We start from the raw sequence: 24,675 nt of genomic DNA on the forward strand, positions 1-24,675 counted from the left end.
CGAGACCTCCTCCCCTTGCTTCCGCCCAAATCCCGGCCCTTTGTGGCCGGGATTTTCGTTTCGGCATTCAGCCGGGAGACAACAGATGAAACGCAACTTCCTCACCTCGACCGTGCTCGGGCTCATGCTCGCGGCCGCAACCCTGCCGGCCGTCGCCGCGCCGCCGATGTTCGGTTTCGATTTCGACAGGGGCAGATGGCGGACGATCTGCATCGAGCTGACCGACCATCGCATCCGCCAGGTGATCGCCGACAAGGGCTATACCAACATCTATCTCAACCAGAAGAACGACCACCGCATCCGGGTGCGCGGCACCAGGGATGGCTGGCAGTGGCTGCTCGAGGTCTCGACCTGCAACGGCAACATCCTCGAGCGCAAGAAGTGGCGCCCAGCCTAGGAAAATTATGCAGTGTAATCAATGCGGCACGCGCCGACACGGGACAGTGCACGCGTTGTTATGGAGCAGGTGATTCAGACTTCGTTTGCTTTCTCGAAGCACTTTCTTAAGCGCTCCCGGCTAATCTCAGGGGCATACGGTTTTGTGTGTGGAGTAGCCGTATGCGCGTCCGAAACGAGGGTGGCCTCGCGTATCCTGAGGCCGGTTTTCGGGCGCCACGCCATAACGGGTGGCTGCAAGCCGGGTTGAAAAGTTCTGCGTACCGGCTTGCCCATCTCGTTCTGCCCCGTCCCATCGCCATTGCTGCCGTCGCCGCGCTGTTCTACCTGGCGTGAGCGCTTGATTTCCGGCGCGCCCGGGTGCATTGGGATTTGTCCGCCAACACCAGCAAGGAGGGTCGCCGTGGGTTTTCGTCATGACCAGCACCGCAGTCGCGGCCCTGTCTGTGCCCTGCAGCTTCAGTTGCAGGGCTGACCGGTAGGGTCCGGACGACAGTCTCGTCTCCACTTAACGGTCTGCCCAAACCGGCTCCGCATCGCGCGAGCCCAGTTCGGCAAGGCGCTCTCGCGCCGCAGACTCGAGACAGACAGATGGCCTCCATCAGCCTCAAATCCATTTCCGCCATCGCGACAGCGCCGCTGTTCGCGGACCTCAACATCGTCATCGCCGACGGCGACCGCGTCGGGCTTGTTGCCGGCAACGGACTGGGCAAGACCACGCTGCTGCGCATCATGGCCGGCGAGACCGAGCCGAGCGCGGGCGAGATCGTGCGCTCGCGCGGGCTTCGGATCGGCTATGTCGAGCAGGACGTGCCGGGGGCACTGCTGCCGCTGACGCTGCGCGACGCGGTGCTCGACGCGTTGCCGCCGGCCGATCGCGAGACCGATGCCTGGCGCGCCGACGTGGCGCTCGACGGCTTCGATACGCCCTATGAGATGCGGGACCGGCTGGTTTCCGAGCTGAGTGGCGGCTGGCAGCGGCTGATGCTGATCGCGCGGGTATGGGTGACCGACCCCGACGCCATGCTGATGGATGAGCCGACCAACCATCTCGACCTCACCAAGATCTTCAAGCTCGAGACCTGGCTCAACCGCGAGGCGCGCAACATTCCGCTGGTGGTGGCGAGCCATGATCGCGACTTCCTCGATGCGGTGACCAACCGGACGCTGTTTTTGAGGCCGGTGGCGTCGCGCTATTTCCCGCTCAGCTATTCGGCCGCGCGAGACGAGCTGGAGCGCGAGGACGCGTCGCAGGCGATGCAGAACGAACGCGATCTCAAGGAAGCGGCCAAGCTCAGGAAGCAGGCGGCCAAGCTCAACAATATCGGTATCAACTCCGGCAGCGACCTCCTGGTGGTGAAGACCAAGCAGCTGCGCGAACGGGCGAGCAGGATCGAGGAGGCGGTGCGCCCGGTGCACAAGGAGCGGGCCGGCGAGATCCGGCTCGGCAATTCGGGCACGCATGCCAAGCTCCTGGTCGGGCTCGAGAATGTCGATGTGGCGACACCGGATGGCAGGCTGCTGTTCCGGATCGACAAACTGCACATCTTCCAGGGCGATCGCATCGTGCTGCTCGGCCGGAACGGGACCGGCAAGACGCAGCTGGTGAAGCTGCTGCACCGCGCGATGACCGGCGAGGCGCTGCCGGGCGTGCGCGTCACCCCCTCGCTGGTGCTGGGCTATACCGACCAGGACATGTCGCAGCTGCCGACGCGGGAGACGCCGGAGAGCTTCATTTCGACCCGCTTCGACCAGACCGATGCGCGGGTGCGGAGCCTGCTGGCCGCGGCGGGCTTCGTGATCGAGAAGCAGAGCCAGCCGATCGGCAAGCTCAGTTTCGGGCAGCGGGCCCGGCTGGGGCTATTGGCACTGCGGCTGACGGCGCCGAACCTCTACCTGATGGACGAGCCGACCAACCATGTCGATATTCCGGGCCGCGAGGCGCTGGAAGGCGAAATCCTCGCGCATGGGGCCACCGCAGTGCTGGTGTCGCACGACCGCAGCTTCGTCAGGAATGTCGGCACGCGTTATCTCGAGATCGTCGGTCGCCGGCTGCAGGAGGTCGAAGGGCCGGAGGATTTCTTCGAGACGATGATGTTGGAAGAAAGTTGAATGACATCTGCGCTCTTCCGTCACATGTTACGCAATGAAATCGATATCATTACTTGAACGGCGTATCGAGATATTGAGTTACGTCTAGTCGAGTAACGATGGATTCACCTGTCGAAGCCTAGTCTTGCTCCACACCAACGGATTGGGGCCGGAGGCAATGCGGGAGCCGGATGGGGGATATGCGCAGCGTCTGGCCGATCGTCGCGCCGAACTGCGCTACGACGGGGGCGTTGCGGGCACCTTCACCTACACGCCAGGCGGCGGTGGGCTGCGCGTCGAACCGTGCGAGGTTGTGAGCCTGTCCGCCTCGGCCATGGTGGTCCGCTCGGCCGTGCACGGCCAGGCGGGCGAGCATATCTGGATCGAGCTCGACGGCTTCGGGCCGATACGCTGCGAGATCGAGGACATCCGCGAGGACGGCTTCGTGTGTTTCACCCTGCTGCGCGACGACGCCCGGAAACGGCTCGGCGCCTGGGTGTCGCTGCTGCGCCGGCGCGGCGGACGGCTAGAGGGCGACCACCGCCAGTTCATGCGCACGACGCCCCGTGATGCACGCACGGCCGTGACCTTTTCGGACGGCACGACGATCGATGCACGGCTCGCCAATGTCTCGCGCACCGGCGCGGCGGTGAGCAGCGATCACCCGGCCGCTCCTGGCGAGGCCGTTTCCGTCGGCCGCGTTCCGGCTCATGTCGTTCGCGTCTTTGACGGCGGCTTCGCGGTCGCCTTCGACCTCGTACTCGAGGCGGCCGATGCCGATCGGCTCGTCGCGGGCTACGAAGTCGTCATCCCACCGAGTAGACAGGCAATCTGAGTATTGATGGATAGTGCAGCCCAGAAGGGGCCGGCCAACGGCATAGCGACACATGTGAACCGCATCGATGTGCGCTTCATCGGCGACGTGATGGGCAGCTACGTTCTGGCGCGCCGCGCGCAGACGCCCGGCGTGGTGAAGGTATTCGCCTGCCGCGCGCGGTCCATTTCGGCCTTCGAGGCGGTGTTGAACGCGCCGGTGGCAGGCGAGCCGGGCGACAGCTTTACGGCGACGCTCGATGGGCTTGGCATCGTACGGGGCCGTGTGACGCGGGTGCTGCCGGACGGCTTTGCGGCGAGTTTCGAGTGTACCGAGGCTGAACGGGCGCAGCTCGGCGCGCGTATCGACTGGCTGAAGCGCAAGAGCCTCAAGACGGTGAGCGATCGCCGCCAGCACAAGCGCCTGCTGCCGCGCGAGACGCGCGCCAGGCTGGTGCTGGACGATGACGCGCGCTTCGACTGCTTCCTCATAGACATGTCGCAGTCGGGCGTGGCGATCTCGGCCGACGTGCTGCCGCCGTTGGGGACATCCGCCGGCGTCGGCGCGGTGCCGGGGCGCGTGGTCCGCCATCTCGAGGCCGGCTTTGCCGTGCAGTTCAACCAGCTGCAACCGCTCGACCAGCTCGAGGCGAAGCTAACGCTGAAGACGCGCGACGATCCGTGACCGCGGGGGAGCGGCTGGGCTGACCGGGCTGTTTCGTAGATGGATGGAACCGGCGGCGGCTGCTAGGCTTTGGCATGCTCCGCAAGCTTCGATTCCTGGCGTCCTATCCTCGCTCCGGCAACACCTGGACGCGTCTTCTGCTGCTGTCGCTGCTCCGCCAGCGCGGTGTCGTTCCGGCATCCGATGACGTTCGGGATATCGGGAAGCACCTGCCGTGGGACACGACGCCTGCCTACGCCAGGATGTTCGTGGACAAGGCGCCGGATCAGCTGACGCCGCCGGAGATCGCCGAACTGCGGCCGCGACTGCATCGGTGGCTGGCACGGCAGGTGAATAGCCAACCCTACATCAAGACGCATTCCTTCTACGGCGTGGCCTATGGGCATCCCACCTTCGACCAGAGCGTGTTCGGCGGCGCGGTCTACATCCTCCGCAATCCGCTGGATGTCGCCCCGTCACTGGCCAAGCATTTTTCGTACTCGGTCGACCACGCCATCCGGGTGATGAATGAGCCGCTCTACGTCGCGAGCGGGCACGAGGGCGGCATGCCCGAGCCCTGGGGCGGTTGGTCGACCAACGTGCGCAGCTGGGTCGATCTGAGCGGAGGGCGGGTCGTTACGATCCGCTATGAAGATCTCGTCGCCAGCCCCGAGAACGAGTTTGCCAGAGTGCTGTCGCATCTTGGGCTGGGTGCGACGGAGGACGAGATCCGCCTTGCCGTGGCCGAGACGAGCCTCGATCGGCTCGAGAGCCTGGAACAGTCGGGCAAGTTCCGGAACCCGTCGAAGCAATCGGAACGCTTCTTTGGGGTGGGGGCGCGGCACGACTTCACCAAGAAGCTGACGCCCGAGCAGGCCCGGGCGATCGTGCTGGCGCATGGGCCGGTCATGGACCGCTTCGGCTATCTCGACGAGACCGCCCTGAATTTCGCCGGGCTCTCCCGCGACGAGGTGCTGGCCAGCGCTCGGTGAGTTTTGTGCCCAAGCGACGAAGCTGCGGCGCATTCCGGTGTCACGACGACGCCCGCTTGGGCAGCAGCCCGCGGACGAGGTGCCAGAGCGGGGCGATCAAGTACTTGGCAACCGGGATGAGGATAAGCCCGAGGACGAGGCCGATCACGAGATCGGCGGCGATGGTGGCGAGTTCCGCCGCGATGCCGGCAATGGCCGGGATCAGCTGCTCGGCGCCGTGGGCAAAGGCCTCGACGACATGCTCGATCTGGCTCAGCCCGAAGCTCGCCAGGCCGTGGACGACGATGCCGCCGCCGACCCAGATCATGGCGGCCGTACCGACGACCGAGAGGGTCTGCATGACCCATGGCATCGCGACGAGCACGCCGCGGCCGAAGGCGCGGCCGGCGCCGGTGCGGGCGCCGCGGGCCATGGCGAGGCCGATGTCGTCGGCTTTGACGATGAGCGCCACCGCGCCGTAGACGAGGGCGGTGATGCCGACGGCGACGACGACGAGCACCAGCGCCTGCTCCCACAGGGGCAGGCCGGGCAGGGCGGCGAGCGCGATGGTCATGATCTCGGCCGAGAGGATGAAATCGGTCTGGATGGCGCCGGCGACACGCTCCTCCTCCAGCGATTTCGGGTTGTCGGCCGGCTGGTCGAGATCGGCCTCGAGCTCATGGGCGGCGTGCGGGAAAAAGGCTTCGTAGACCTTCTCGGCCCCTTCGTAGCAGAGATAGGCGCCGCCGATCATCAGCAGCGGGGTGATGATCCAGGGGGCGAAGAAGCTGAGCGCGAGCGCCGCCGGCAGCAGGATGAGCAGCTTGTTGCGGATCGAGCCGACGGCGATCCGCCAGACGATCGGCAATTCGCGATCGGCGGAAAAGCCGGAGACGTAGTTGGGGGTAACGGCCGTGTCGTCAATAACGGCGCCGGCGGCCTTGAGCCCGGCCTTGGTCGCCTGGCCCGCGACATCGTCGATCGAGGCGGCAGCGACCTTGGCGAGGGCGGTCACATCATCCAGCAGGCCGAGCAGTCCGACACTCATTGGGGAATCTCTTTCTATTTGGCCATCAGCATGCCAGCCCCATCGGCTGGCGCAAGCACTCTTGGGGCTGGGCTGAACGCGCATGTGAGGCTAGATGTGCCGCGATCGAATGAGGAGAGCGCCGTGCTGCCATGGATTGAACTCGACCGTGCAAACGTGCCCGGCGGCGGAGAGTTTCGACTGATGCAGCGTGGGACCGAGTTCACGATCTTTGCCGGTACGATCGGGCTGATGAGCAGCCGGCAGGCCGGGTCGGAGGAGGCGATGGCGCGGATCGCGGCCGAGCGCATCGGCGGGCGAGCCAAGGCGCGGGTGCTGATCGGCGGCCTGGGCATGGGGTTCACGCTGCGGGCGGCTTTGGCAGGGTTTCGGCCCGATGCGGAACTCGTGGTGGCCGAACTGGTGCCGGAGATCGCCGGCAAGTGGGCCCGTGGACCGCTGGCGCACTTGCATGGCGAAACCCTCGACGATCCGCGGCTGACGCTGAAGGTGGGTGACGTAGGCGCCGTGATGGCCGGTGATGCCGGCAAGTTCGACGCCATCCTGCTCGATGTCGACAATGGTCCGGAGGGACTGTCGCGGCCGGGGAACGATGCGCTCTACAGCCATTCCGGGATCGCCAGGGCCAAGGCGGCGCTGCGGCCGGGCGGCATGCTGGCGGTGTGGTCGGTGGCGCCGGACGCACAGTTCACCAAGCGGCTCGGGCAATCGGGGATGAAGGTCGAGGAACTGAAGGCGCGGGCGCATGGCGGCAAGGGCGCGCGGCATGTGGTCTGGGTGGCGACGAAGTAGGCCGCCTGGCTTTGGTGGCGGCCGGTTCGCTGCTATCGTGCCGGCATGGCGAGCCTGGTACAGACACGTCCCGTCGAGTCCCCACTGGTGGAGAGCATCAGCTCGACCCGCTTTGTCGGGGCAGGGCAGGTGCCGATGCGGCCGGATGGCTGCTGGGACATTGCCATCATCCAGCGCGACGGGCACCGGCAGGTGCTGCGCACCGGGCTGACGACGCGGCCGGTCGGGTTCGATCACGAGGACGGCGACGAACTGCTGGTCATTTCGTTCAAGCCGCACAGCTTCATGCCGCTGATGCCGGGCGAGGTGATGCGCGACGAGGGCGTGATGCTCGAAGGGTTCGGGCCGGGCGGATTCTGGATCGGCACCGATGTGCGCGAGATCCCGACCTTCGAGAATGCCGACGTGTTCGTCGAGCATCTCGTGCGCGACGGGATCGTGGGCAACAACGAGCTGGTGGCTTCGGTGGTCGATGGGCATCCGAAGGCGATGTCGGAGCGCACGCTGCAGCGGCATTTCCTCAAGACGACCGGGCTCACCTACAAGCACTTCACGCTGGTGCAGCGGGCACAGAAGGCGATGGGGTTGCTGCAGCTGGGGCGGCCGTCGGTCGAGGTGGCGCTGGCGCTAGGCTTTTCCGACCAGGCGCACATGATCAATTCGCTCAAGGCGATCATGGGACAGACGCCCAGGCAGATCGTGCGCGCCGCAGCCAGCGAGGTTGGCGGAAACTTCCAATAATCGCCGGCGGGGGTTGGCTACGAAGGGGGTGTCTTCAACGCAACCCCGACCGGAGCAACCCAAATGGCCACCATCACCCCCTTCAAGATCGGCGTCTCCGCTGCCCAGATGCAGGACCTCGAGGAGCGCCTGCGTCGCACCGTAATGCCGAGCGAGATCGATGCCCGCGGCTTCAACCAGGGCCCGACCAACGCCTATGTGCAGGGTGCCATCGACCGCCTGCTCGGCGGCTATGACTGGCGCGCGACGGAAGCGGCGATCAACCGGCTGCCGCAGTTCACCACCGAGATCGACGGCCAGAATATCCACTTCATCCACGTCAAGTCGGGCGAGGCGAATGCCAAGCCGCTGCTGCTGATCCATGGCTGGCCGGGCTCGATCGTCGAGTTCCTCGACGTGATCGGGCCGCTGACCGACCCGGTGGCGCATGGCGGCAAGGCCGAGGATGCATTCGACGTGGTCGTGCCGTCGCTGCCTGGCTTCGGCTTCTCCGGACCGACCCGTGAGGCCGGCTGGAACAACGTGCGGATCAGCAGGGCCTTTCTCGAGCTGATGAGCCGGCTCGGCTACGAGCGCTTCGGCGTGCAGGGCGGCGATGCCGGCGCCATCATCGGACCCGAGATCGGCCGGCTGGCGCCCGACCGGATCATCGGCGTCCACCTCAATGCGGCGACCATGGGCTTCATCCCGTTGGGGCCGATCGAGCCCGAGGAGATCGCGACGTTCAACGACCGCGAGAAGGTGCGGCTGCAGCGGGTGCAGCGCTTCATGGCCGAGCACTTTGGCTTTAACGCCATGCAGTCGAGCCGGCCGCAGGCCCTCGCGTACGGCATCTCGGACTCGCCGGCGGGGTTGCTCGCCTGGATCAGCGAGCTGTTCACCAGCTTCGGCGACCGCGTCGATGCCGTGCCGATGGACAGGTTCCTCACCAACTTCATGATCTACTGGTTCACGGGAACGGCCGCGTCCTCGATCCGGCTCTACTACGAGAATGCACATGATCCGGACGCCTGGTCGCCCAAGGCCAACTCCGGTGTGCCAACCGGCGTCGCGGTGTTCGGCTACGACGAAGTGCCGATCCGCCGCTACGGCGAGGCCAGCAACACCATCGTGCGCTGGACCGAGTTCGACGTGGGCGGGCACTACGCGGTGCTGGAGGTGCCCGAGGTCTGGACCGGCGACGTGCGGGCATTCTTCGCCGGGCTGTGACATGCGGACATCCCGAAAGAGAAAGGGCCCCGTGCGGGGCCCTTTCCGATTCCTGCGATCGATCCAGCGCTTAGGCCGAGTAGTACATCTCGTACTCGACCGGGTGCGGGGTGTGCTCGAACTTGATCACTTCCGTCATCTTCAGCTCGATGTAGCTGTCGATCTGGTCGTTGTCGAACACGCCGCCGGCGGTGAGGAACTCGCGGTCCTTGTCGAGGGACTCGAGCGCTTCACGCAGCGAGCCGCAGACGGTCGGGATCTGGCTGAGTTCTTCCTTGGGCAGCTCGTACAAATCCTTGTCCATCGGGTCGCCTGGGTGGATCTTGTTCTTGATGCCGTCGACGCCGGCCATCAGCATGGCGGCAAAGCCGAGATACGGGTTCGCCAGCGGATCGGGGAAGCGGACTTCGATGCGCTTGGCCTTCGGCGACTGGCCGAAGGGGATGCGGCACGAAGCGGAGCGGTTGCGGGCCGAGTAGGCGAGCAGCACGGGGGCTTCGAAGCCCGGCACCAGGCGCTTGTAGCTGTTGGTGGTCGGGTTGGTGAAGGCGTTGATGGCCTTGGCGTGCTTAATGATGCCACCGATATAGTAGAGGGCATCCATCGACAGGCCTGCATACTGGTCGCCGGCGAAGAGCGGCTTGCCGTCCTTCCAGATCGACTGGTGGCAGTGCATGCCCGAGCCGTTGTCGCCATAGACCGGCTTGGGCATGAACGTTGCGGTCTTGCCGTAGGCCTGGGCGACCTGCTGGATCACGTACTTGTAGATCTGCACGTTGTCGGCGGCGGCGATGATCGGTGCAAACTTCATGCCGAGCTCGTGCTGGGCCGAAGCCACCTCGTGATGGTGCTTCTCGATCGGCACGCCCATGGCGCCCATGGCGGCGAGCATTTCACCGCGCATGTCCTGCGCGCTGTCGAGCGGCGGAACCGGGAAATAGCCCTTCTTGAGGCCGATATGGTGGCCGGTATTGCCCGACTCGTACTCGGTGTCGTTGTTGGTCGGCAGTTCGGTCGAATCCACCGAGAAGCCCACCTTGTAGGTGGTGTTCGAGTAGCGGACGTCGTCGAAGATGAAGAACTCGGGCTCGGGGCCGAAATAGACGCTGTCGCCCAGGCCAAGTTCCTTGACGTAGGCCTCGGCCTTCTTGGCCGTGGTGCGCGGGTCGCGGTTATAGGGCTGGTAGGTCAGCGGCTCGAGAATGTCGCAGTTGATGGCGAGGGTCGAGGCGCCGAAGAACGGGTCCATGTAGGCCGAGTTCGGATCGGGCATCAGCACCATGTCGGACTCGTTGATGGCCTTCCAGCCGGCGATCGACGAGCCGTCGAACATGGTGCCTTCTTCGAACAGGTCCTCGTCGACCATGGTCTGGTCGAAAGTCACGTGCTGCAGCTTGCCGCGCAGGTCGGTGAAGCGCAGATCGACGTACTTGATGTCCTCGTCCTTGATCCTCTTGAGGATGTCGGCTCCAGTGGTCATTAGGTTCCCCTGTTAAAAAGTCTGGATATGGTTCTAGGCGGGCAGACGCGGCAGGGCGCCCCTAGAGCGCGTCGTCGCCGAATTCGCCGGTGCGGATGCGGATGGCCTGCTCGATCGAGTAGACGAAGATCTTGCCGTCGCCGATGCGGCCGGTCTGAGCGGCGCCGCGGATCGCTTCGATTGCCTTTTCGGCGAGATCGTCGGGGCACACCACCTCGACCTTCACCTTGGGCAGGAAGTCCACGACATACTCGGCACCGCGATAGAGCTCGGTATGACCCTTCTGGCGGCCAAAACCCTTGGCCTCGGTCACGGTGATGCCCTGCAGGCCAACTTCCTGCAGCGCTTCCTTCACTTCGTCGAGCTTGAACGGCTTTACGATAGCCTCGATCTTTTTCATTCAGGCCTCCACTTGGGCACCGGTCAGTGCCGCCCAGATGTATGCAGGGTCCGTGCCACGCGTGCCAGAAACCGAAAACGGTAATCAGTTCAGCACAGTGTGGCGCACGGCTTATCCATGAGATGAAGTCGGCCCGACCGTATATGCTCAATGTTTGTGCAACCTGAGCGCGATGTGATCATCAGCGCGACATCTCAACGAACACGAAAGCTGAATAAAGCGGCATCGGCAAGGGGCGGATAACGCCGGGGCGTAACGGTGGACCGCCATACTGGGCACTTGCAGGCAGGTGCTACAGTAGCCGCCATCCCCCTTTGACCTTGCTCCGTTCTTGCCATATATGCACGCGACCCGGCCGACGGGGCACCTTGCGGGTGTGGCGGAACTGGTAGACGCACTGGATTTAGGTTCCAGCGCCGCAAGGCGTGGAGGTTCGAGCCCTCTCACCCGCACCAATCCGCCACGGCACCCCCGGCCACACGAGATTCGAAGAACAACGGGAACACCCAATGGCTGTCACGGAAACCCTCAACGAGGGCCTCAAGCGCAAACTCTCCCTGGTCATTCCGGCCAAGGACCTGAGCGATCGTCTCGACGCGCGCCTCGAAGAACTGAAGGGCACCGCGAACATCAAGGGCTTCCGTCCGGGCAAGGTGCCGATGGCCCACCTCAAGAAGGTGTTCGGCCGCTCGGCGATGTCGGAAGTGCTGTCCGACGCGATCAACTCGACCGTCTCCAAGACCCTCGACGACCGTTCCGAGCGCGCCGCGACGCAGCCGAAGGTCGACCTGCCGGACGACCAGAACGTGATCAACCAGGTGCTGGACGGCGGCGCCGACCTCAATTTCGAGGTCAGCTACGAAGTGCTGCCGCCGGTGGCGCTGATGGACTTCAAGGGCCTCAAGGTCGACCGTCCGGTTGTCGATATCTCGGAAGAGGACATCGACAAGGAAGTTGAGCGCGTGTTCGCGCAGCAGCGCGGCTACGAGGAGAAGGGCGAGGACGGCGTCGTCGAGAATGGCGACCGGCTCGGGCTCTCCTTCAAGGGCACGATCAAGGGTGAGGCCTTCCCGGGCGGCACCTCGGACCATGCGCATCTCGTCGTCGGCTCGGGCGAGTTCATCCCCGGCTTCGAAGAGCAGCTGGTGGGGATGAAGAAGAACGAGACCAAGACCGTGAAGGTCACGTTCCCCAAGGACTATGCGCAGGAAGAGCTGGCCGGCAAGAAGGCCGACTTCGAGGTGCAGATCCTCCATATCGACGGGCCGCGCTCGGGCGAGCTGAACGACGAGTTCGCCAAGAATCTCGGGCTCGAGAACGTCGCCGCACTGCGTGACGCAGTGAAGGACCAGATGCGCACCGCGCTCGATTCGATGAGCCGCCAGGCGATCAAGCGCCAGGTGCTCGACCAGCTCGACGAAGGCCACAAGTTCGACGTGCCGGAGCAGCTAGTGGATGCCGAGTTCGACACGATCTGGCAGCGCGTCGTGCATGAGGTCGAGCATCACGGCCGCTCGTTCGAGGACGAGGGCACGACCGAGGAAGCCGCCAAGGAGCAGTATCGCGCGATTGCCGAGCGCCGCGTGCGCCTGGGGCTCGTCGTCGCCGAGATCGGCAACGTCAACAAGATCGATGTGACCGAGGAAGAGCACCAGCAGGCGCTGATCGCCGAAGTGCGCCGGTTCCCGGGCCAGGAACAGCAGGTCTACGACTACTACCGCAAGAACCCGCAGGCTCTTGCCGGACTGCGCGCGCCGGTATTCGAGAACAAGGTCGTCGACTACGTGATCGAGCTGGCCGAAAAGACCGACAAGCCGATGACCCGCGCCGAACTCAGCCGCATCATCGCGGCCGACGACAACGAGGTTCCTGAGGAGCACCACCACTGAGCGGTGCTGCGACGAGGTTTGAGGCCGCCCTTCGGGGCGGCCTTTTTGTTTGCGGCGGCGTAGGATCCCACCGGCCAAGCCGTTGCGCTCGGTGTCATTCCTGCGAAAGCAGGAATCCACCTGTCCGCAAGCGCGGGCGGCGAAATGGATTCCTGGTTTCGCAGGAATGACACCGGTGGGGTAGGGAGCCTCGTGCCCTCCAGACCCCCTCTCTTGCGATTTCTGGGACTTAGCGAACGCTAAGCCCAAGAAATCGCTTTCTCCTCCGCCAAGGCGGAGATGGGCACCGCGTACTTGGCTTGCTACGCTCCTGCCATGAACACCGAACACGTCCTCCTCACCCCGTCCGAAATGTCCCGCGCCGACCAGCTGGCGGTAATGGCCGGGGTGAAGTCGGTCGACCTGATGGAGGCGGCGGGGACGGCGGTGGCCGAGTTCGTGGCGGAGCGCTATCCGGATGGGCGCGTGCTGGTGCTGTGCGGGCCAGGGAATAATGGCGGGGACGGGTTTGTCGCTGCCGAAAAGCTGCGGCAGGCGGGGCGTGAGGTGCGGCTCATGCTGTTCGGCGCTCGGGAGAAGCTCAAGGGCGATGCGGCGCTGTTCGCCGACCTGTGGAAGGGGCTGGTCGAGCCGGCGCGGGCGGATGGGCTGCAGCCGGCCGATGTGATCGTCGATGCGCTGCTGGGGGCGGGGCTCGATCGTGAGGTCGAGGGTGATCTGGCCGGGCTGATCGAGGCGGTGAACGCGTCGGGCTTGCCGGTAGTGGCGGTGGATGTGCCGAGCGGGCTCGATGGGGCGAGCGGGCAGGTGCGCGGCGTGGCCGCGCAGGCGACGGCGTCCGTGACGTTCTTTCGGCTGAAGCCGGGGCACTTGCTGCTGCCGGGGCGGGCGCTCTGTGGCGAAGTTGCGCTGCGGCAGATCGGTATTCCCGACAAGGTGCTGGGCCAGATCGAGCCGAAGCTGTGGCACAATGGACCGGCCCTGTGGCAGGTGCCGCGACCGGATGCTGCGGGGCACAAGTTCACGCGCGGGCACTGCATGGTGATGTCGGGCGGGCCGCTGCAGACAGGGGCGAGCCGGCTCGCGGCGACGGCGGCGTTTCGGGCCGGGGCCGGGTTGGTGACGCTGACCGGAGCACATTCGGCGCTGCTGGTGCATGCCAACCACCTAACGGCGATCATGCTGAAGCCGTCGGACGGGGCGGCGAGCCTGTCGCTGCTGATCGAGCAGCACAAGGTACGCTCGTTCGTGATCGGGCCGGCGGCGGGTGTAGGGGAGGCGACGCGGGCCAACGTGCTGGCGGTGCTGGGCAGTGGCTCGGCGGCGGTGCTCGACGCCGATGCGCTGACGAGCTTCAAGGAAGCGCCCGACGCGCTATTCGCGGCGATCAAGGCGGATGCCGGGCGGCCGGTGGTAATGACGCCGCATGAGGGCGAGTTCGAGCGACTTTTCGGGGAGGTGAAGGGCTCGAAGGTGGAGCGGGCGCGGGTGGCGGCGGCGCGTTCGGGCGCGATCGTGCTGCTCAAGGGAGCTGACACCGTGGTGGCGGCGCCGGATGGACGGGCGGTGATCAACGACAACGCGCCGCCGACATTGGGTACGGCCGGTTCGGGCGACGTGCTGGCCGGGATCATCGCGGGATTGCTTGCGCAGGGTATGGGTGGGTTCGACGCGGCCTGCTCCGGGGCATGGGTGCATGGCGAGGCGGCGAACCGGTGGGGCAAGCCGGGCCTGCTGGCGGAGGATTTGCCAGGGTTGGTGCCGGAGGTGCTGGCTGGGCTCTAGAGCTGTGCCTCGATAGCGGCCTTGTCGATGACCGACCAGACTTCGGCGATGCGGCCCTGCCGGAAGGCGTAGAATACGTTTTCGGTGAAGGCGACCGTGCGGCCGTTCACCGGCAAACCGAGAAACATGCCGCGGGGCGCACAGTTGAAGGCAAGGCGTGCGGCCACGATCGGCGCCTCGACCGCGAGCAGCTCGATTCTGAAGCGCAGGTCGGGAATCTCGGCGACGTCCTGCTCGAGCATGAGGCGATAGCCCGCGAGCCCGAGGCGGCGAGTGTTGTGGATGGCATCGTCATGTACGAACTGGCCGAGCGCCGACCAGTCGCGAGCGTTGAGGCAGGCGATGTAGTCGCGGTAGATGGCTTCGAGTTCGCTCAAGACTTCACCACGCCACCTCCAGCCGTTCCAGCCCATGAAAATGGTAGATGTTCTTGTACTGGGGCGGCTTGGCGAAGCGCAGGCCCGGCAGGCGGGTGAATAGCGTCCGTAGCGCCACCTGCAGCTCGATCCGCGCCAACGGTGCGCCGATGCAGAAGTGGATGCCGGCGCCGAAGCTGACATTGGCGCCGTCGGTGCGGAAGGGGTCGAAGCGGTTGGGTTCGGCGAAGCGGGCCGGGTCGCGGTTGGCGGCGCCGAGCATGAGGCCAATGGTCTCGCCCTGCTTGAAGCTGAGGCCGTTGTCGAGGGTCACGTCCTGCAGGGCGTAGCGGGTGAACATGTGGAGCGGGGCGTCGAAGCGCAGGCACTCCTCCACCGTGGCTTCGGTCTGCTTGTCGTCGGCGAACAGCGTTGCCGGGTCGAGGCCGCTTTCGATGATGGCTTTGACAGCGTTGCCGGTGGTGTGGACGGTAGCTTCGTGGCCGGCATTGAGGAGGAGGATGGTGGTGGAGATCACCTCGTCCTCGGTGAGCTTTTCGCCATCCACCTCGGCGGTGAGCATGTGGGTGAGCAGGTCCTCGCGCGGCTTGGCGCGGCGGGCGGCGATGAGCTCGCGGATATAGGCCATGAACTCGATCGAGGCCTGGTTGGCGTCGAGCTCGGTCTCGCGGGTGACGCCGTACATGTACATGGCGACCATGCGGTTGGACCAATCGACCAGCTGCATGGCCATCTCGGCGGGCATGCCGATCATTTCGGCGATGACGATGGCCGGGATGGGGACGGCGAAGCTGCGCAGCAGCTCGGCGTGGCCGGCGGGCTCGAAGGCGTCGATCAGCTCGTTGGTGAGGCGTTCGATGCGCGGGCGGAGTTGCTCGACGTTTCGCGAGACGAAGGCGCGGTTGACCAGCGCGCGCAGCCGCGTGTGGGTCGGCGGTTCGAGCGCGAGCAGCGAGAACTTTTCGGTCTGGTCGAAGGCGGCGACATGCGGCTTGGGCGGGGACATGCCGAGCTGTTCGCGGCTCATCAGGTGCAGAATCTGGCGCCCAAAACGCTTGTCGCGGAGGAGGAGGCTTACGTCCTTGAAGCCGGCGAAGCACCAGTGATCGTAATTGTCCCAGAAGAAGGCCGGCGAGGCGGCATGGACGGCGTCGTAAAAGGCATAGGGGTCGCGGTAGAAGGACAGTTCGCGCGGCTGCGCGGAGGCGTGGCGATCGACGAGGGTGAAGGGGACGGAGTCGGTCAAGGGGAACCTGCTGCAGGACGTTTCCTGCGATGCTAGCGACGCGCACGAGGCGAGGGAAGGTGCTGAAAGCGCTTGCCGTTCGCGGCAAACCGGCTATGCGTTGCCGCCGAACAAAGACGCCGGAGGCCGGACATGAGCGAGCTCACCCTCGAACAAGCGATCGACAACATCTATGCCTCGCTCGAGGCCAACAACCAGGACATCGACCAGCACATCAGCGCGCTCAAGGGCGCGATGACCAAGGCCGGCGCCAAGGAAGCGGTGTTCGATCCGGCCAAGCTCGCGCAGAACAACCGGCAGGGCCGCAAGATGATGCAGGCCTACTTCCGGCAGCGCGGCGTGAAGGTCGAGTTCAAGGGGTAGACAGACCCAGAAGGCGGCGGAGTTCTTCGCGAACTTGCGCCAACTGCAGCGCGCTGAGCTTGCCGATGGGCTCCACCATGGCCGCTTTGATGGTGGCAATCTTCAGCGTCCGGATGCGTGATGGTGCCGGCAGACCGGCTGCCGCATAGCTCTGGCCGAGCGACACATCGCCGGGCCAAGGGCGATTGCCCTCGCTGGTGATCATCAGCACCCACAAGAACATGCCCGTGCCGATAGCGCCGTCCGAGATGACCATGGCGGGGCGATGCTGAGTGGTTTCACTGTTGGTGTAGGGGAAGGGGACGCGAACGACGTCGCCGGCCTCAAAGCTTGGCATAGGCCACTCGGTCCGCCTCGCTGTCCCACTCTTCGAACAGGGCGAAGGGGTCGTCGAGGGCGACGATGGTGGCCTTGGTCAGGATGACGCGATCGCCGTCGATCTGGTAGGCGAGCTCGTCACCGTCCCTGAGGCCCAGCGCGGTGCGCACGGGCTGCGGAATGGTGGTCTGCGCTTTGCTGGTCAGCCTGCTCTTGATCATGGCCGTAATGTAAGGAAATTCCTTACCGGCGACAAGCTCAGACCGGCGCCTCTTCCGGCAGCTTCTGCGCGGCCGTGGCTTCGCGGGTGTGCCAGTCGGCGCCGGTCCAGTCGCGGACGGCGATGGCGATGCGGTCGGGCTCGGGGCCGAAATCGATGAGGTTATAGGCGTTGGGTTCGCCGCGCAGCCGCGTCGAGATGGCCGAGGAGGCCTGGCAGACGAGGATGGGGGCGGTGGCCGAGGCACGGGCGCCTGTCGGGGCGCCGACCTTGACCTCGTAGGCGTGCCTGCGCACGTAGCTCATGTGGAAATGGCCGGAGAGGACGAGACGTACGCCGAGCCGGGCGAAGGTCTCCAGGGCAAGGTCGGCGCGATCGACCGAGCGCATCGGCTTGAGGCCCGGCGTTTCGGGCTGCAGCAGCGGATGATGGACAACGATGACGCGCACCGCGCCAGGGCTGGCGGCGGCGAAGCGGCCCTCGAGCTCTCGCAGCTGGCGGTGGCGGATCGAGCCGTGCGACCAGTTGAGCTCGAGCCGCATGCGGCGGGCGGTGTTGATGCCGGCAAAGGCGATGCCGCCGGCTTCGAGGAAGGGCTCGGTCTCATGCGCAATGTAGCGCTTGTAGAGGCCATAGGGCGAGGCGAAGCGGCGGAAGAGGTTGACCGCCGGCACGTCGTGGTTGCCGGGCACAGCGAGGAAAGGCAGCGCCAGTTCGTTGAGCCAGCGCCGGGCCTGCGCGAACTCGCCGCGGCTGCCGACCTGGGTGAAGTCGCCGCTGACGATCACCAGGTCGGGGGCCTGGGCCTTGAGCTCGGTCGCGAGCGCCTCGGCGACAGCGGCGTCGTGGTGGCCGAAGTGAAGGTCGGAGAGGTGGGCGATCCTCATGCGGTGGCCTCCTCGCTTTGCTCTGGCCGCACAGCAGCGGGCGCCGGAGCGAGAACGGTAAGCGCCCGCTTGTCGATGCGGAAATCGAGCGGTGTCTGCAGGCTTTCGACCTCGCCGTCGAGCATGACCTTGAGGCGCTTATGGCGCGAACGGATCGACACCTGCTCGGCGGTCTCGATGGTCAGCGCTGCGTCGTCCTGCCAGCGGCCGATGACGATGCCAGCGGCGAGGCTGACGGCCTTGAGTAGGGTGACGCGGTTCAGCTTATAGATCCCGAGGTGCCCGGCATCCAGTTGCGAGCGGGCGAAGACGTGACCGAAGGCTTCGTCATACGAGTTGTTGGCTACGGCCACGGCCTGCAGCCTGTCGATATGGGGCGCCTCGCCGTCGCGTGTCACCTCGAGCGCGATACGACGGGCGCGCAGGATGCGACGGGCTGCGTAGCTCATGAAGGCGATGCGAGCCGGCAGGCCCGCGGCGCCGCGGATACGTTCGCGGCCGGCCGCGATGGCAGGCACGAAGCCGATCACCACCTTGTGCAGGAACACGCGATCGTTGACCCGTCCGATGTCGATGCGGCGCTCGGCAAAGCCAGGCAGGGCCGCGATCCAGGCGTCGGGGTCGAGCGGCAGGTCGAGGTCGCGGGCGAGCAGGTTCGCCGTGCCCATCGGCAGGATGGCGAGCGGCCTGCCGGTCTCTGCGGCGACCTCGGCAAGGGCCGTCGCGGTTCCGTCACCGCCTGCAGCGACGAGGATGTCGGCTCGGCTGCGGCGGGCAGCGCGGAGGCGGGCGCGGAACGACCAATCCTGGTCGGCATCGATGTCGGCCGTATAGCCGATGGCCCCCAGCTTTTCTTGCAGGCTGGCAGCATCGAGGCTGGCGGAGCCCGAGCGGGAGTTGAGCAGAACATGCAGATGCGGCACGAGCGGTGTCCGGGCGGGTGGTGTCAGTGGGCGGAACGCCCGGCGGGCCAAATGGTTCGGGCGGTCCTAACCATCCGGGCAGCTTTCGGCGGGCCGGGCGGAAGCGCAAATATCGTTGCGTTGCAGCTCGCCACATTGGCGCCTATCTGTCGCTTTACCCGCCCTTAACGGGGCTTCGCCTGAAGTCGGCCGCTGAGCGCTGATTCTTCCTAACCAGGGGCAAACATCTCGAAATGAGAGATCCGGTCGAAACCTACTACAACTATCTCGTGCCCACCGTCATCGAGCAGACCAACCGGGGCGAGCGCGCGTTCGACATCTATTCGCGCCTGCTCAAGGAGCGGATCATCTTCGTGACCGGGCCGATCGAGGACAACATGGCCTCGCTGATCACGGCGCAGCTGCTGTTCCTCGAGTCGGAGAATCCGAAGAAGGAGATCTCCATGTACATCAACTCGCCCGGCGGCGTCGTAACGGCGGGCCTGGCGATGTACGACACCATGCAATTCATCCGTCCGGCGGTCGCCACGCTGTGCGTGGGCCAGGCGGCTTCGGCCGGCTCGCTCCTGCTGACGGCAGGCGAGAAGGGCATGCGCGCGGCGCTGCCGAATGCCTCGATCATGGTGCACCAGCCCTCGGGCGGCTATCAGGGCCAGGCGACGGATATCCTCATCCACGCCCAGTTCACCGAACGCCTGAAGCGCCGGCTCAACGAGATTTACGTCAAGCACACCGGGCAGGACTACGAGACGATCCACAACGCCCTCGAGCGCGACAACTTCATGAGCGTCGAGCAGGCCAAGGAGTTCGGCCTCATCGACTCCATCTTCGAAAAGCGCGCGGAGCCCGAAGCAGCTTCTTGAGCCTTTTATGCATTAAGGTGAACGGCAGAGCCGCACCTCAGTGTGACACTTGTGTGATTGCGGGGGGTCCGGCTGGCCATTAAGGTCGGTCGGACTTACCTTTTGTTCAGGATAACGGGGCTAGCGTTCAAACCTAGCCGGGAATGGGAGCCCTAACTCCCTGGAGTGACAGGATGTCCAAGGACACCACCAGCGGCGAATCCAGCAAGAACACGCTTTACTGCTCGTTCTGCGGAAAATCGCAGCATGAGGTCAGGAAGCTTATCGCCGGACCGACCGTGTTCATCTGCGATGAATGCGTCGAGCTGTGCATGGACATCATCCGCGAGGAGAACAAGACCTCGATGGTGAAGTCCTCGGACGGCGTGCCGACGCCAGCCGAGATCTGCAAGGTGCTGGACGACTACGTCATCGGGCAGTTCCGTGCCAAGCGCGTGCTGTCGGTGGCAGTGCACAACCACTACAAGCGCCTGCACCATGCGACCAAGAACCAGGACATCGAGCTTTCGAAGTCGAACATCCTGCTGATCGGCCCGACCGGTACCGGCAAGACGCTGCTGGCGCAGACGCTGGCGCGCATCCTCGACGTGCCGTTCACGATGGCCGATGCGACGACGCTGACCGAAGCCGGCTACGTCGGCGAGGACGTCGAGAACATCATCCTCAAGCTGCTGCAGGCCGCCGACTACAATGTCGAGAAGGCGCAGCGCGGCATCGTCTATATCGACGAAGTCGACAAGATCTCCCGCAAGTCGGACAACCCCTCGATCACCCGCGACGTGTCGGGCGAGGGCGTGCAGCAGGCCCTGCTGAAGATCATGGAAGGCACCGTGGCTTCGGTGCCGCCGCAGGGTGGTCGCAAGCATCCGCAGCAGGAGTTTCTGCAGGTGGACACGACCAACATCCTGTTCATCTGCGGTGGCGCGTTTGCCGGGCTCGAGAAGATCATCGCCGCTCGCGGCGAAGGCTCGGGCATCGGCTTCTCTGCCGTGGTGAAGGACCCGCGTGACCGCCGCGTCGGCGACCTCCTGAAGGACGTGCAGCCGGAGGACCTGGTGCGGTTCGGACTTATTCCCGAGTTCATCGGCCGCCTGCCCATCCTCGCCACGCTCGAGGATCTCGATGAGGCGGCGCTGATCCAGATTCTCACCGAGCCCAAGAATGCCCTGGTGCGCCAGTACCAGCGCCTGTTCTCGATGGAAGAGGTCGAGCTGACCTTCCACGAGGACGCGCTCAAGGCGATCACGCGCCTGGCCATGGAGCGTAAGACCGGCGCGCGCGGCCTGCGTTCGATCATGGAAGGCATCCTGCTCGACACCATGTACGACCTGCCGTCGCTCGATGGCGTCGAGGAAGTGGTGATCAGCGAGGAAGTGGTGAACGGCAAGGACGCCCGCCCGCTCTACATCTATGCCGAGCGCAAGAAGGAAGAGACGCAGGTCAGCGCCTGAGCTTCAAGCGATTGAATTGAAAGGCCCCGCCAGTAATGGCGGGGCCTTTGCTTTTGCGCCGGCGGCTGGTGCATAAGCGCGGCATGGCAGCGGCAGATCGGATCGGCGGACGGTGAGCGACATACCGGCGGGATTGTCGGCCGCGGTGCGGCGGCTGGCCGAGGGCCAGCAGAACCTGGCGGCAAGCGCGGGGCGAATTTCCGAGCATTATCGGCAGCGCGGGGCGTCGCGACAGGTGATCGGCGGTGAGGCCGATGTGCTCGCCTACGCCCTGAGCCGGATGCCAGCGACCTATGCGGCGGTGTCGGCGGTGCTGGAGGAAGTCTCCCGGTGTGCACCGGACTTCGCGCCGGCGGCGGTGCTCGATGTCGGGGCCGGTCCGGGGACGGCAGCATGGGCGGCGGCGGCGGCGTTTGCGGGGATCGAGGCGCTGCTGGTGGATCACAATCGCGCGTTTCTCGCAGTGGCGGAAACGCTGGCCATCGAGACCCCGGCGGGCAAGGTGGCTGTGCAGCTCGGTGAACTCGGGCGGTTCGCGCTCGGGCGGCAGTTCCCGCTCGTCACCTGCGCCTATGCGCTCACCGAACTTTCCGATGCGGAATTGCTGGTTGCCGCCGACAGGCTGTGGAGACATTGCGATGGCGTGCTGGTGATCGTCGAGCCCGGCAGGCCGCGCGACTACGAGCGGTTGCTGGCCGTGCGCTCGCGGCTGATCGGGCAGGGGGCCGAGGTGGTCGCGCCGTGCCCGCATGAACGGGCCTGCCCGCTGGTGGCGCCGGACTGGTGCCATTTCTCGGTGCGGCTCAGCCGGACGCGCGACCATATGCGCATGAAGGGCGGCACGCTCGGCTACGAGGACGAGAAATACAGCTATCTCGTCCTGGCCCGGCCGGGAATCGGGCAGCGCGCAGGCGGGCGGGTGCTGCGGCAGCCGGAGGAGAACAAGTTCTCGGTGGCGCTGGCGGTGTGTGCTGCGGAAGGGCTCGAGCAGCGCGTGGTCCCGAGCCGCGACAAGGCGGCGTTCAAGGTGGCGAAGAAGCTCGTCTGGGGCGATGCGCTCGACTGATGTCGAGTCATCATATGATTACTGTACCACAGGTTCACTTGTCCGGATTTGCGGCCGCGAGTAGGTTTGCGCGCAAGCGGGGTCACGAAGAGGAAGCAAGATGAAGTTCAACGATATCCTTGGCACCATCGGCAACACCCCGGTGGTGAGGATCAACAAGCTCGGCCCCAAGGGCGTGAAGCTCTATGTCAAGGTCGAGGCCTTCAACCCGCTTGGGTCGGTCAAGGACCGCCTGGCGCTCGGGGTCATCGAAGCGGCCGAGAAATCCGGCGCGCTGAAACCGGGCCAGACAGTGATCGAGGCCACTTCCGGCAATACCGGCATCGGCCTCGCCATGGTGTGCGCGGCCAAGGGCTATCCGCTGGTCGTTACCATGGCCGAGAGCTTTTCGGTGGAACGGCGCAAGCTGATGCGTTTCCTCGGCGCCAAGGTGGTGCTGACCCCGGCGGCCGAGCGCGCCAACGGCATGATCCGCAAGGCGGAAGCGCTGGCCGAAGCCAATGGCTGGTTCCAGACCCGCCAGTTCGAGAATGAAGCTAACCCCGAGATGCACTCGAGGACGACGGCGCAGGAAATCGTCCGCGATTTCGCCGACGAGAAGCTCGACTACTGGGTCACCGGCTTTGGTACCGGCGGTACGCTGACCGGCGTGGGCCGGGTGCTGCGCGAGAAGATGCCGAACACCAAGATCATCGTCGCCGAGCCGGAAGGCGCGCCGATGCTGACCAGCGGCGAGGGCCAGGAGCGCCGCGCCGACCACGCCGCGACGGGCAGCCACCCGGCATGGAAACCGCACCCGTTCCAGGGCTGGAGCCCGGATTTCATTCCGTGGATCACCAACGAGGCAGTGACCGAGAAGCTGTTCGACCAGGTCCTGACCATCGCTGGCCCCGAGGGGATGAAGACCTCGATGGAATTGGCGCAGAAGGAAGGCATTTTTGTCGGCATCACCGCCGGCGCGACCTTTGCGGCGGCGCTCAAGGTGGCGGAGACGGCCCCGGCCGGGTCGACGATCCTCGCCATGTTGCCCGACACGGGTGAGCGCTATCTCTCGACGCCGCTGTTCGCCGATGTGCCAGCCGACATGACTCCGGACGAGGAGGCGATCTCGCTCTCGACCCCGGGTCAGCAGCTGCCGCCGAAAGTGGCGGCGTGATGTGAATGGCGGGCGGCCCTTTCCGGGCCGCCTCTTGTTACTCGGCGGCGACCCGCAAGGTTGCCGCGTCATGTGCCTTGAGGTCGGCCAGCGTGCCGACCTTGCCGCCGCACACGGCGCAATGGACCGGGTGCTGGTCGGACAGCGATGTCGTCGCGACCGTCAGGTGGTTTTCGTGACCGCAATAGTCACACGTCACATGCAAATCCAGGCGTTGTTCTGAACTCATAGTCCCTGCCTTCCGAACGAGGTGAGGCGGGAGTGTGGCGCGGGTGGCGCACGCCTCTCAGTCGGCTCCTTGCCATAAAATGCGGTGGCCGATGGATGGAACCCTAGGCCCTTTCGGCAGCCCTTGCCATTCACTTTGATGGGCACGTACGCCAAAACGCGCGATCACGCCGCGTATCTGGGAGCGGGGCCGATATAGGTCGATTTCGGGCGGATGAGCTTGCCGGTGCTGGCCTGTTCGCGAGCGTGCGCGATCCATCCGCCGGCGCGGCCGACGGCGAACACGGCCGTGAAGCTTTCGCGCGGAAAGCCAAGGGCTTCGAGGAGCAGCGCGGTGTAGAACTCGACATTGGTGAGCAGCGGGCGATCGGGTTTATGGCGCCGGAGGGCGGCGAGGGCGGTTTCCTCGACCGCCATGGCGAGACCCATGCGCGTCACATCGACGTTACCGGTGGATTTGAGCCGTTCGAGGGCGCCCGCGAGCGCATCGGCACGTGGGTCGCGGGCACGGTAGATGCGGTGGCCAAAGCCCATGAGCCGTTCGCCCCGGTGCAGGGCGGCGTCGATCCAGGGCAGCGCATTGCCAGGCGTGCCGATGGCATCGAGCATGTCGAGCACCGGGCCGGGGGCACCACCGTGCAGCGGTCCCTTGAGGGCGCCAAGGGCGGCGAGTACGGAGGACATGAGGCCGGCGCGCGTGGAGGCGACGACACGGGCCGCAAAGGTCGAGGCGTTGAGGCCGTGATCGCACACCGTGACGAGATAGGTGTCCAGCGCGGCCGCCTTTTCGGGCGTGGGCATCGTGCCGGTCAGCATGCGCAGGATGTCGGTGCTGTGCGGCAGCGCTGGATCAGGCGCAATCGGCGCCAGGCCGTCGCGCTGCCGTAGCGCGGCGGGGAGGAACACGGCGGGAGCGGCGGCGAGCGCGAGGGCCGTGCCGAGGTCGTCACCGTCAGGCTGGCGGGCGACGAGCGCGCGCATGGCGTCGAAGGGCTCGAGCCCCGTGGTATCGACGAGGGCTGCGAAGGCCGCCTGGCGGGCGGCGCCCAGGCGCGCGGCGAGCTGGCGCGGATCGGGCAGATCGTCGAAGAAGCCGTCCCAGAGCAGGTGCAGCACCTCCTCGTAGCGGCTACGGCCGGCGAGGGCTTGCAGCGGCAGGCCGCGGATCACCAGGCGTCCGACGAGGCCGTCGACATCGGAGAGGACGGTTTCGGCGGCGACGACGTTTTCAAGACCATTGCTCATTCGGGCACCTCAATGTTGCGCTGAATGTCGGATGCGCTAACATTGACGTCAAT

The 24,675-nt window shown here is 65.7% G+C and carries 26 protein-coding genes and 1 tRNA gene; 16 read left to right on the top strand and 11 right to left on the bottom strand.

All coding sequences use genetic code 11. The features are described 5' to 3' along the window. The first annotated feature begins 85 nt into the window (after positions 1 to 85). From AC3A6I_RS08645 to AC3A6I_RS08665, 5 genes are all read left to right on the top strand, one after another. Positions 86 to 397, top strand: coding sequence for a hypothetical protein (locus AC3A6I_RS08645; RefSeq protein ID WP_487543281.1), 312 nt, complete (start codon positions 86 to 88; stop codon positions 395 to 397). Positions 398 to 987: 590 nt separating this feature from the next. Next, a complete protein-coding gene (locus AC3A6I_RS08650) occupies positions 988 to 2,508 on the top strand; it encodes an ABC-F family ATP-binding cassette domain-containing protein (RefSeq protein ID WP_487543282.1) in 1,521 nt (506 codons plus the stop codon). Between the two features lie 124 nt (positions 2,509 to 2,632). Continuing rightward, positions 2,633 to 3,322 (top strand): PilZ domain-containing protein, encoded by a 690-nt coding sequence (locus AC3A6I_RS08655; protein ID WP_487543283.1) that lies wholly within the window; start codon positions 2,633 to 2,635, stop codon positions 3,320 to 3,322. Positions 3,323 to 3,328: 6 nt separating this feature from the next. Further along, positions 3,329 to 3,985, top strand: coding sequence for a PilZ domain-containing protein (locus AC3A6I_RS08660; protein ID WP_487543284.1), 657 nt, complete (start codon positions 3,329 to 3,331; stop codon positions 3,983 to 3,985). Between the two features lie 74 nt (positions 3,986 to 4,059). After that, the gene (locus AC3A6I_RS08665; protein WP_487543285.1) at positions 4,060 to 4,956 is read left to right on the top strand and encodes a sulfotransferase domain-containing protein; all 897 of its coding nucleotides are present in this window, start codon (positions 4,060 to 4,062) and stop codon (positions 4,954 to 4,956) included. A 40-nt stretch (positions 4,957 to 4,996) separates the two neighbouring features. On the opposite strand, the gene AC3A6I_RS08670 is transcribed toward AC3A6I_RS08665, so the two are convergent. Next, a complete protein-coding gene (locus AC3A6I_RS08670) occupies positions 4,997 to 5,983 on the bottom strand; it encodes a DUF808 domain-containing protein (RefSeq protein ID WP_487543286.1) in 987 nt (328 codons plus the stop codon). A 183-nt stretch (positions 5,984 to 6,166) separates the two neighbouring features. Between AC3A6I_RS08670 and AC3A6I_RS08675 the strand changes: the two genes are divergently transcribed. From AC3A6I_RS08675 to AC3A6I_RS08685, 3 genes are all read left to right on the top strand, one after another. Beyond that, complete coding sequence (locus tag AC3A6I_RS08675) at positions 6,167 to 6,775, top strand: spermidine synthase (RefSeq protein WP_487543287.1); 609 nt, start codon at positions 6,167 to 6,169, stop codon at positions 6,773 to 6,775. Between the two features lie 87 nt (positions 6,776 to 6,862). Then, on the top strand, positions 6,863 to 7,516 hold the full coding sequence (locus tag AC3A6I_RS08680) for a helix-turn-helix transcriptional regulator (RefSeq protein WP_487543288.1): 654 nt from the start codon (positions 6,863 to 6,865) through the stop codon (positions 7,514 to 7,516). Between the two features lie 63 nt (positions 7,517 to 7,579). Then, positions 7,580 to 8,725 carry an epoxide hydrolase family protein gene (locus tag AC3A6I_RS08685; protein ID WP_487543289.1) on the top strand — a complete coding sequence of 382 codons (1,146 nt, stop codon included), beginning with the start codon at positions 7,580 to 7,582 and terminating at the stop codon, positions 8,723 to 8,725. Between the two features lie 70 nt (positions 8,726 to 8,795). On the opposite strand, the gene glnA is transcribed toward AC3A6I_RS08685, so the two are convergent. Continuing rightward, positions 8,796 to 10,205: a type I glutamate--ammonia ligase gene (gene glnA, locus AC3A6I_RS08690; protein ID WP_487543290.1), complete on the bottom strand. Its 1,410-nt coding sequence runs from the start codon at positions 10,203 to 10,205 to the stop codon at positions 8,796 to 8,798. Positions 10,206 to 10,266: 61 nt separating this feature from the next. Continuing rightward, complete coding sequence (locus AC3A6I_RS08695; RefSeq protein ID WP_487543291.1) at positions 10,267 to 10,605, bottom strand: P-II family nitrogen regulator; 339 nt, start codon at positions 10,603 to 10,605, stop codon at positions 10,267 to 10,269. Positions 10,606 to 10,975: 370 nt separating this feature from the next. Here AC3A6I_RS08695 and AC3A6I_RS08700 point away from each other — a divergent pair. From AC3A6I_RS08700 to AC3A6I_RS08710, 3 genes are all read left to right on the top strand, one after another. Then, positions 10,976 to 11,060 (top strand) — tRNA-Leu (locus AC3A6I_RS08700). A 54-nt stretch (positions 11,061 to 11,114) separates the two neighbouring features. Further along, positions 11,115 to 12,494, top strand: a complete 1,380-nt coding sequence (gene tig, locus AC3A6I_RS08705; RefSeq protein WP_487543292.1) for a trigger factor — start codon at positions 11,115 to 11,117, stop codon at positions 12,492 to 12,494. Between the two features lie 315 nt (positions 12,495 to 12,809). Then, positions 12,810 to 14,279, top strand: a complete 1,470-nt coding sequence (locus AC3A6I_RS08710) for an NAD(P)H-hydrate dehydratase (protein ID WP_487543293.1) — start codon at positions 12,810 to 12,812, stop codon at positions 14,277 to 14,279. On the opposite strand, the gene AC3A6I_RS08715 is transcribed toward AC3A6I_RS08710, so the two are convergent. Next, positions 14,276 to 14,692, bottom strand: a complete 417-nt coding sequence (locus AC3A6I_RS08715) for an ester cyclase (RefSeq protein ID WP_487543294.1) — start codon at positions 14,690 to 14,692, stop codon at positions 14,276 to 14,278. The genes AC3A6I_RS08710 and AC3A6I_RS08715 overlap by 4 nt on opposite strands. Then, the gene (locus AC3A6I_RS08720) at positions 14,661 to 15,902 is read right to left on the bottom strand and encodes a cytochrome P450 (RefSeq protein ID WP_487543295.1); all 1,242 of its coding nucleotides are present in this window, start codon (positions 15,900 to 15,902) and stop codon (positions 14,661 to 14,663) included. Before AC3A6I_RS08720 ends, AC3A6I_RS08715 begins: the two co-directional genes overlap by 32 nt. Positions 15,903 to 16,034: 132 nt before the next feature. On the opposite strand from AC3A6I_RS08720, the gene AC3A6I_RS08725 reads away from it, so the two are divergent. Beyond that, a complete protein-coding gene (locus AC3A6I_RS08725) occupies positions 16,035 to 16,265 on the top strand; it encodes a hypothetical protein (protein ID WP_487543296.1) in 231 nt (76 codons plus the stop codon). On the opposite strand, the gene AC3A6I_RS08730 is transcribed toward AC3A6I_RS08725, so the two are convergent. Genes AC3A6I_RS08730 through AC3A6I_RS08745 form a run of 4 tightly spaced genes read right to left on the bottom strand, consistent with a single transcriptional unit; the run spans position 16,255 to position 18,613 of the window. Next, complete coding sequence (locus AC3A6I_RS08730; protein WP_487543297.1) at positions 16,255 to 16,602, bottom strand: type II toxin-antitoxin system PemK/MazF family toxin; 348 nt, start codon at positions 16,600 to 16,602, stop codon at positions 16,255 to 16,257. The genes AC3A6I_RS08725 and AC3A6I_RS08730 overlap by 11 nt on opposite strands. Continuing rightward, positions 16,589 to 16,804, bottom strand: coding sequence for an AbrB/MazE/SpoVT family DNA-binding domain-containing protein (locus AC3A6I_RS08735; RefSeq protein ID WP_487543298.1), 216 nt, complete (start codon positions 16,802 to 16,804; stop codon positions 16,589 to 16,591). Before AC3A6I_RS08735 ends, AC3A6I_RS08730 begins: the two co-directional genes overlap by 14 nt. A 37-nt stretch (positions 16,805 to 16,841) precedes the next feature. Then, positions 16,842 to 17,690 carry a metallophosphoesterase family protein gene (locus tag AC3A6I_RS08740; RefSeq protein ID WP_487543299.1) on the bottom strand — a complete coding sequence of 283 codons (849 nt, stop codon included), beginning with the start codon at positions 17,688 to 17,690 and terminating at the stop codon, positions 16,842 to 16,844. Beyond that, complete coding sequence (locus tag AC3A6I_RS08745; protein WP_487543300.1) at positions 17,687 to 18,613, bottom strand: diacylglycerol/lipid kinase family protein; 927 nt, start codon at positions 18,611 to 18,613, stop codon at positions 17,687 to 17,689. Before AC3A6I_RS08745 ends, AC3A6I_RS08740 begins: the two co-directional genes overlap by 4 nt. 233 nt (positions 18,614 to 18,846) lie before the next feature. Between AC3A6I_RS08745 and AC3A6I_RS08750 the strand changes: the two genes are divergently transcribed. The 4 genes from AC3A6I_RS08750 to cysK all read left to right on the top strand — a co-directional run bounded on the left by AC3A6I_RS08750 (position 18,847) and on the right by cysK (position 23,149). Further along, positions 18,847 to 19,476 carry an ATP-dependent Clp protease proteolytic subunit gene (locus AC3A6I_RS08750; protein WP_487543301.1) on the top strand — a complete coding sequence of 210 codons (630 nt, stop codon included), beginning with the start codon at positions 18,847 to 18,849 and terminating at the stop codon, positions 19,474 to 19,476. 173 nt (positions 19,477 to 19,649) lie between these two features. Beyond that, a complete protein-coding gene (gene clpX / locus AC3A6I_RS08755; RefSeq protein ID WP_487543302.1) occupies positions 19,650 to 20,927 on the top strand; it encodes an ATP-dependent Clp protease ATP-binding subunit ClpX in 1,278 nt (425 codons plus the stop codon). 112 nt (positions 20,928 to 21,039) lie between these two features. Beyond that, complete coding sequence (locus tag AC3A6I_RS08760; protein ID WP_487543303.1) at positions 21,040 to 21,993, top strand: small ribosomal subunit Rsm22 family protein; 954 nt, start codon at positions 21,040 to 21,042, stop codon at positions 21,991 to 21,993. A 100-nt stretch (positions 21,994 to 22,093) separates the two neighbouring features. Then, positions 22,094 to 23,149, top strand: a complete 1,056-nt coding sequence (gene cysK / locus AC3A6I_RS08765) for a cysteine synthase A (RefSeq protein ID WP_487543304.1) — start codon at positions 22,094 to 22,096, stop codon at positions 23,147 to 23,149. Between the two features lie 37 nt (positions 23,150 to 23,186). Here the strand turns inward: cysK and AC3A6I_RS08770 are convergent, their stop codons facing one another. Both AC3A6I_RS08770 and AC3A6I_RS08775 read right to left on the bottom strand, forming a co-directional pair. After that, positions 23,187 to 23,378, bottom strand: coding sequence for a hypothetical protein (locus AC3A6I_RS08770; RefSeq protein WP_487543305.1), 192 nt, complete (start codon positions 23,376 to 23,378; stop codon positions 23,187 to 23,189). 164 nt (positions 23,379 to 23,542) lie between these two features. Further along, on the bottom strand, positions 23,543 to 24,622 hold the full coding sequence (locus AC3A6I_RS08775; RefSeq protein ID WP_487543306.1) for a citrate synthase/methylcitrate synthase: 1,080 nt from the start codon (positions 24,620 to 24,622) through the stop codon (positions 23,543 to 23,545). Between the last annotated feature and the right edge of the window lie 53 nt (positions 24,623 to 24,675).

The organism is Devosia sp. Soil_C_22 (assembly GCF_057657195.1).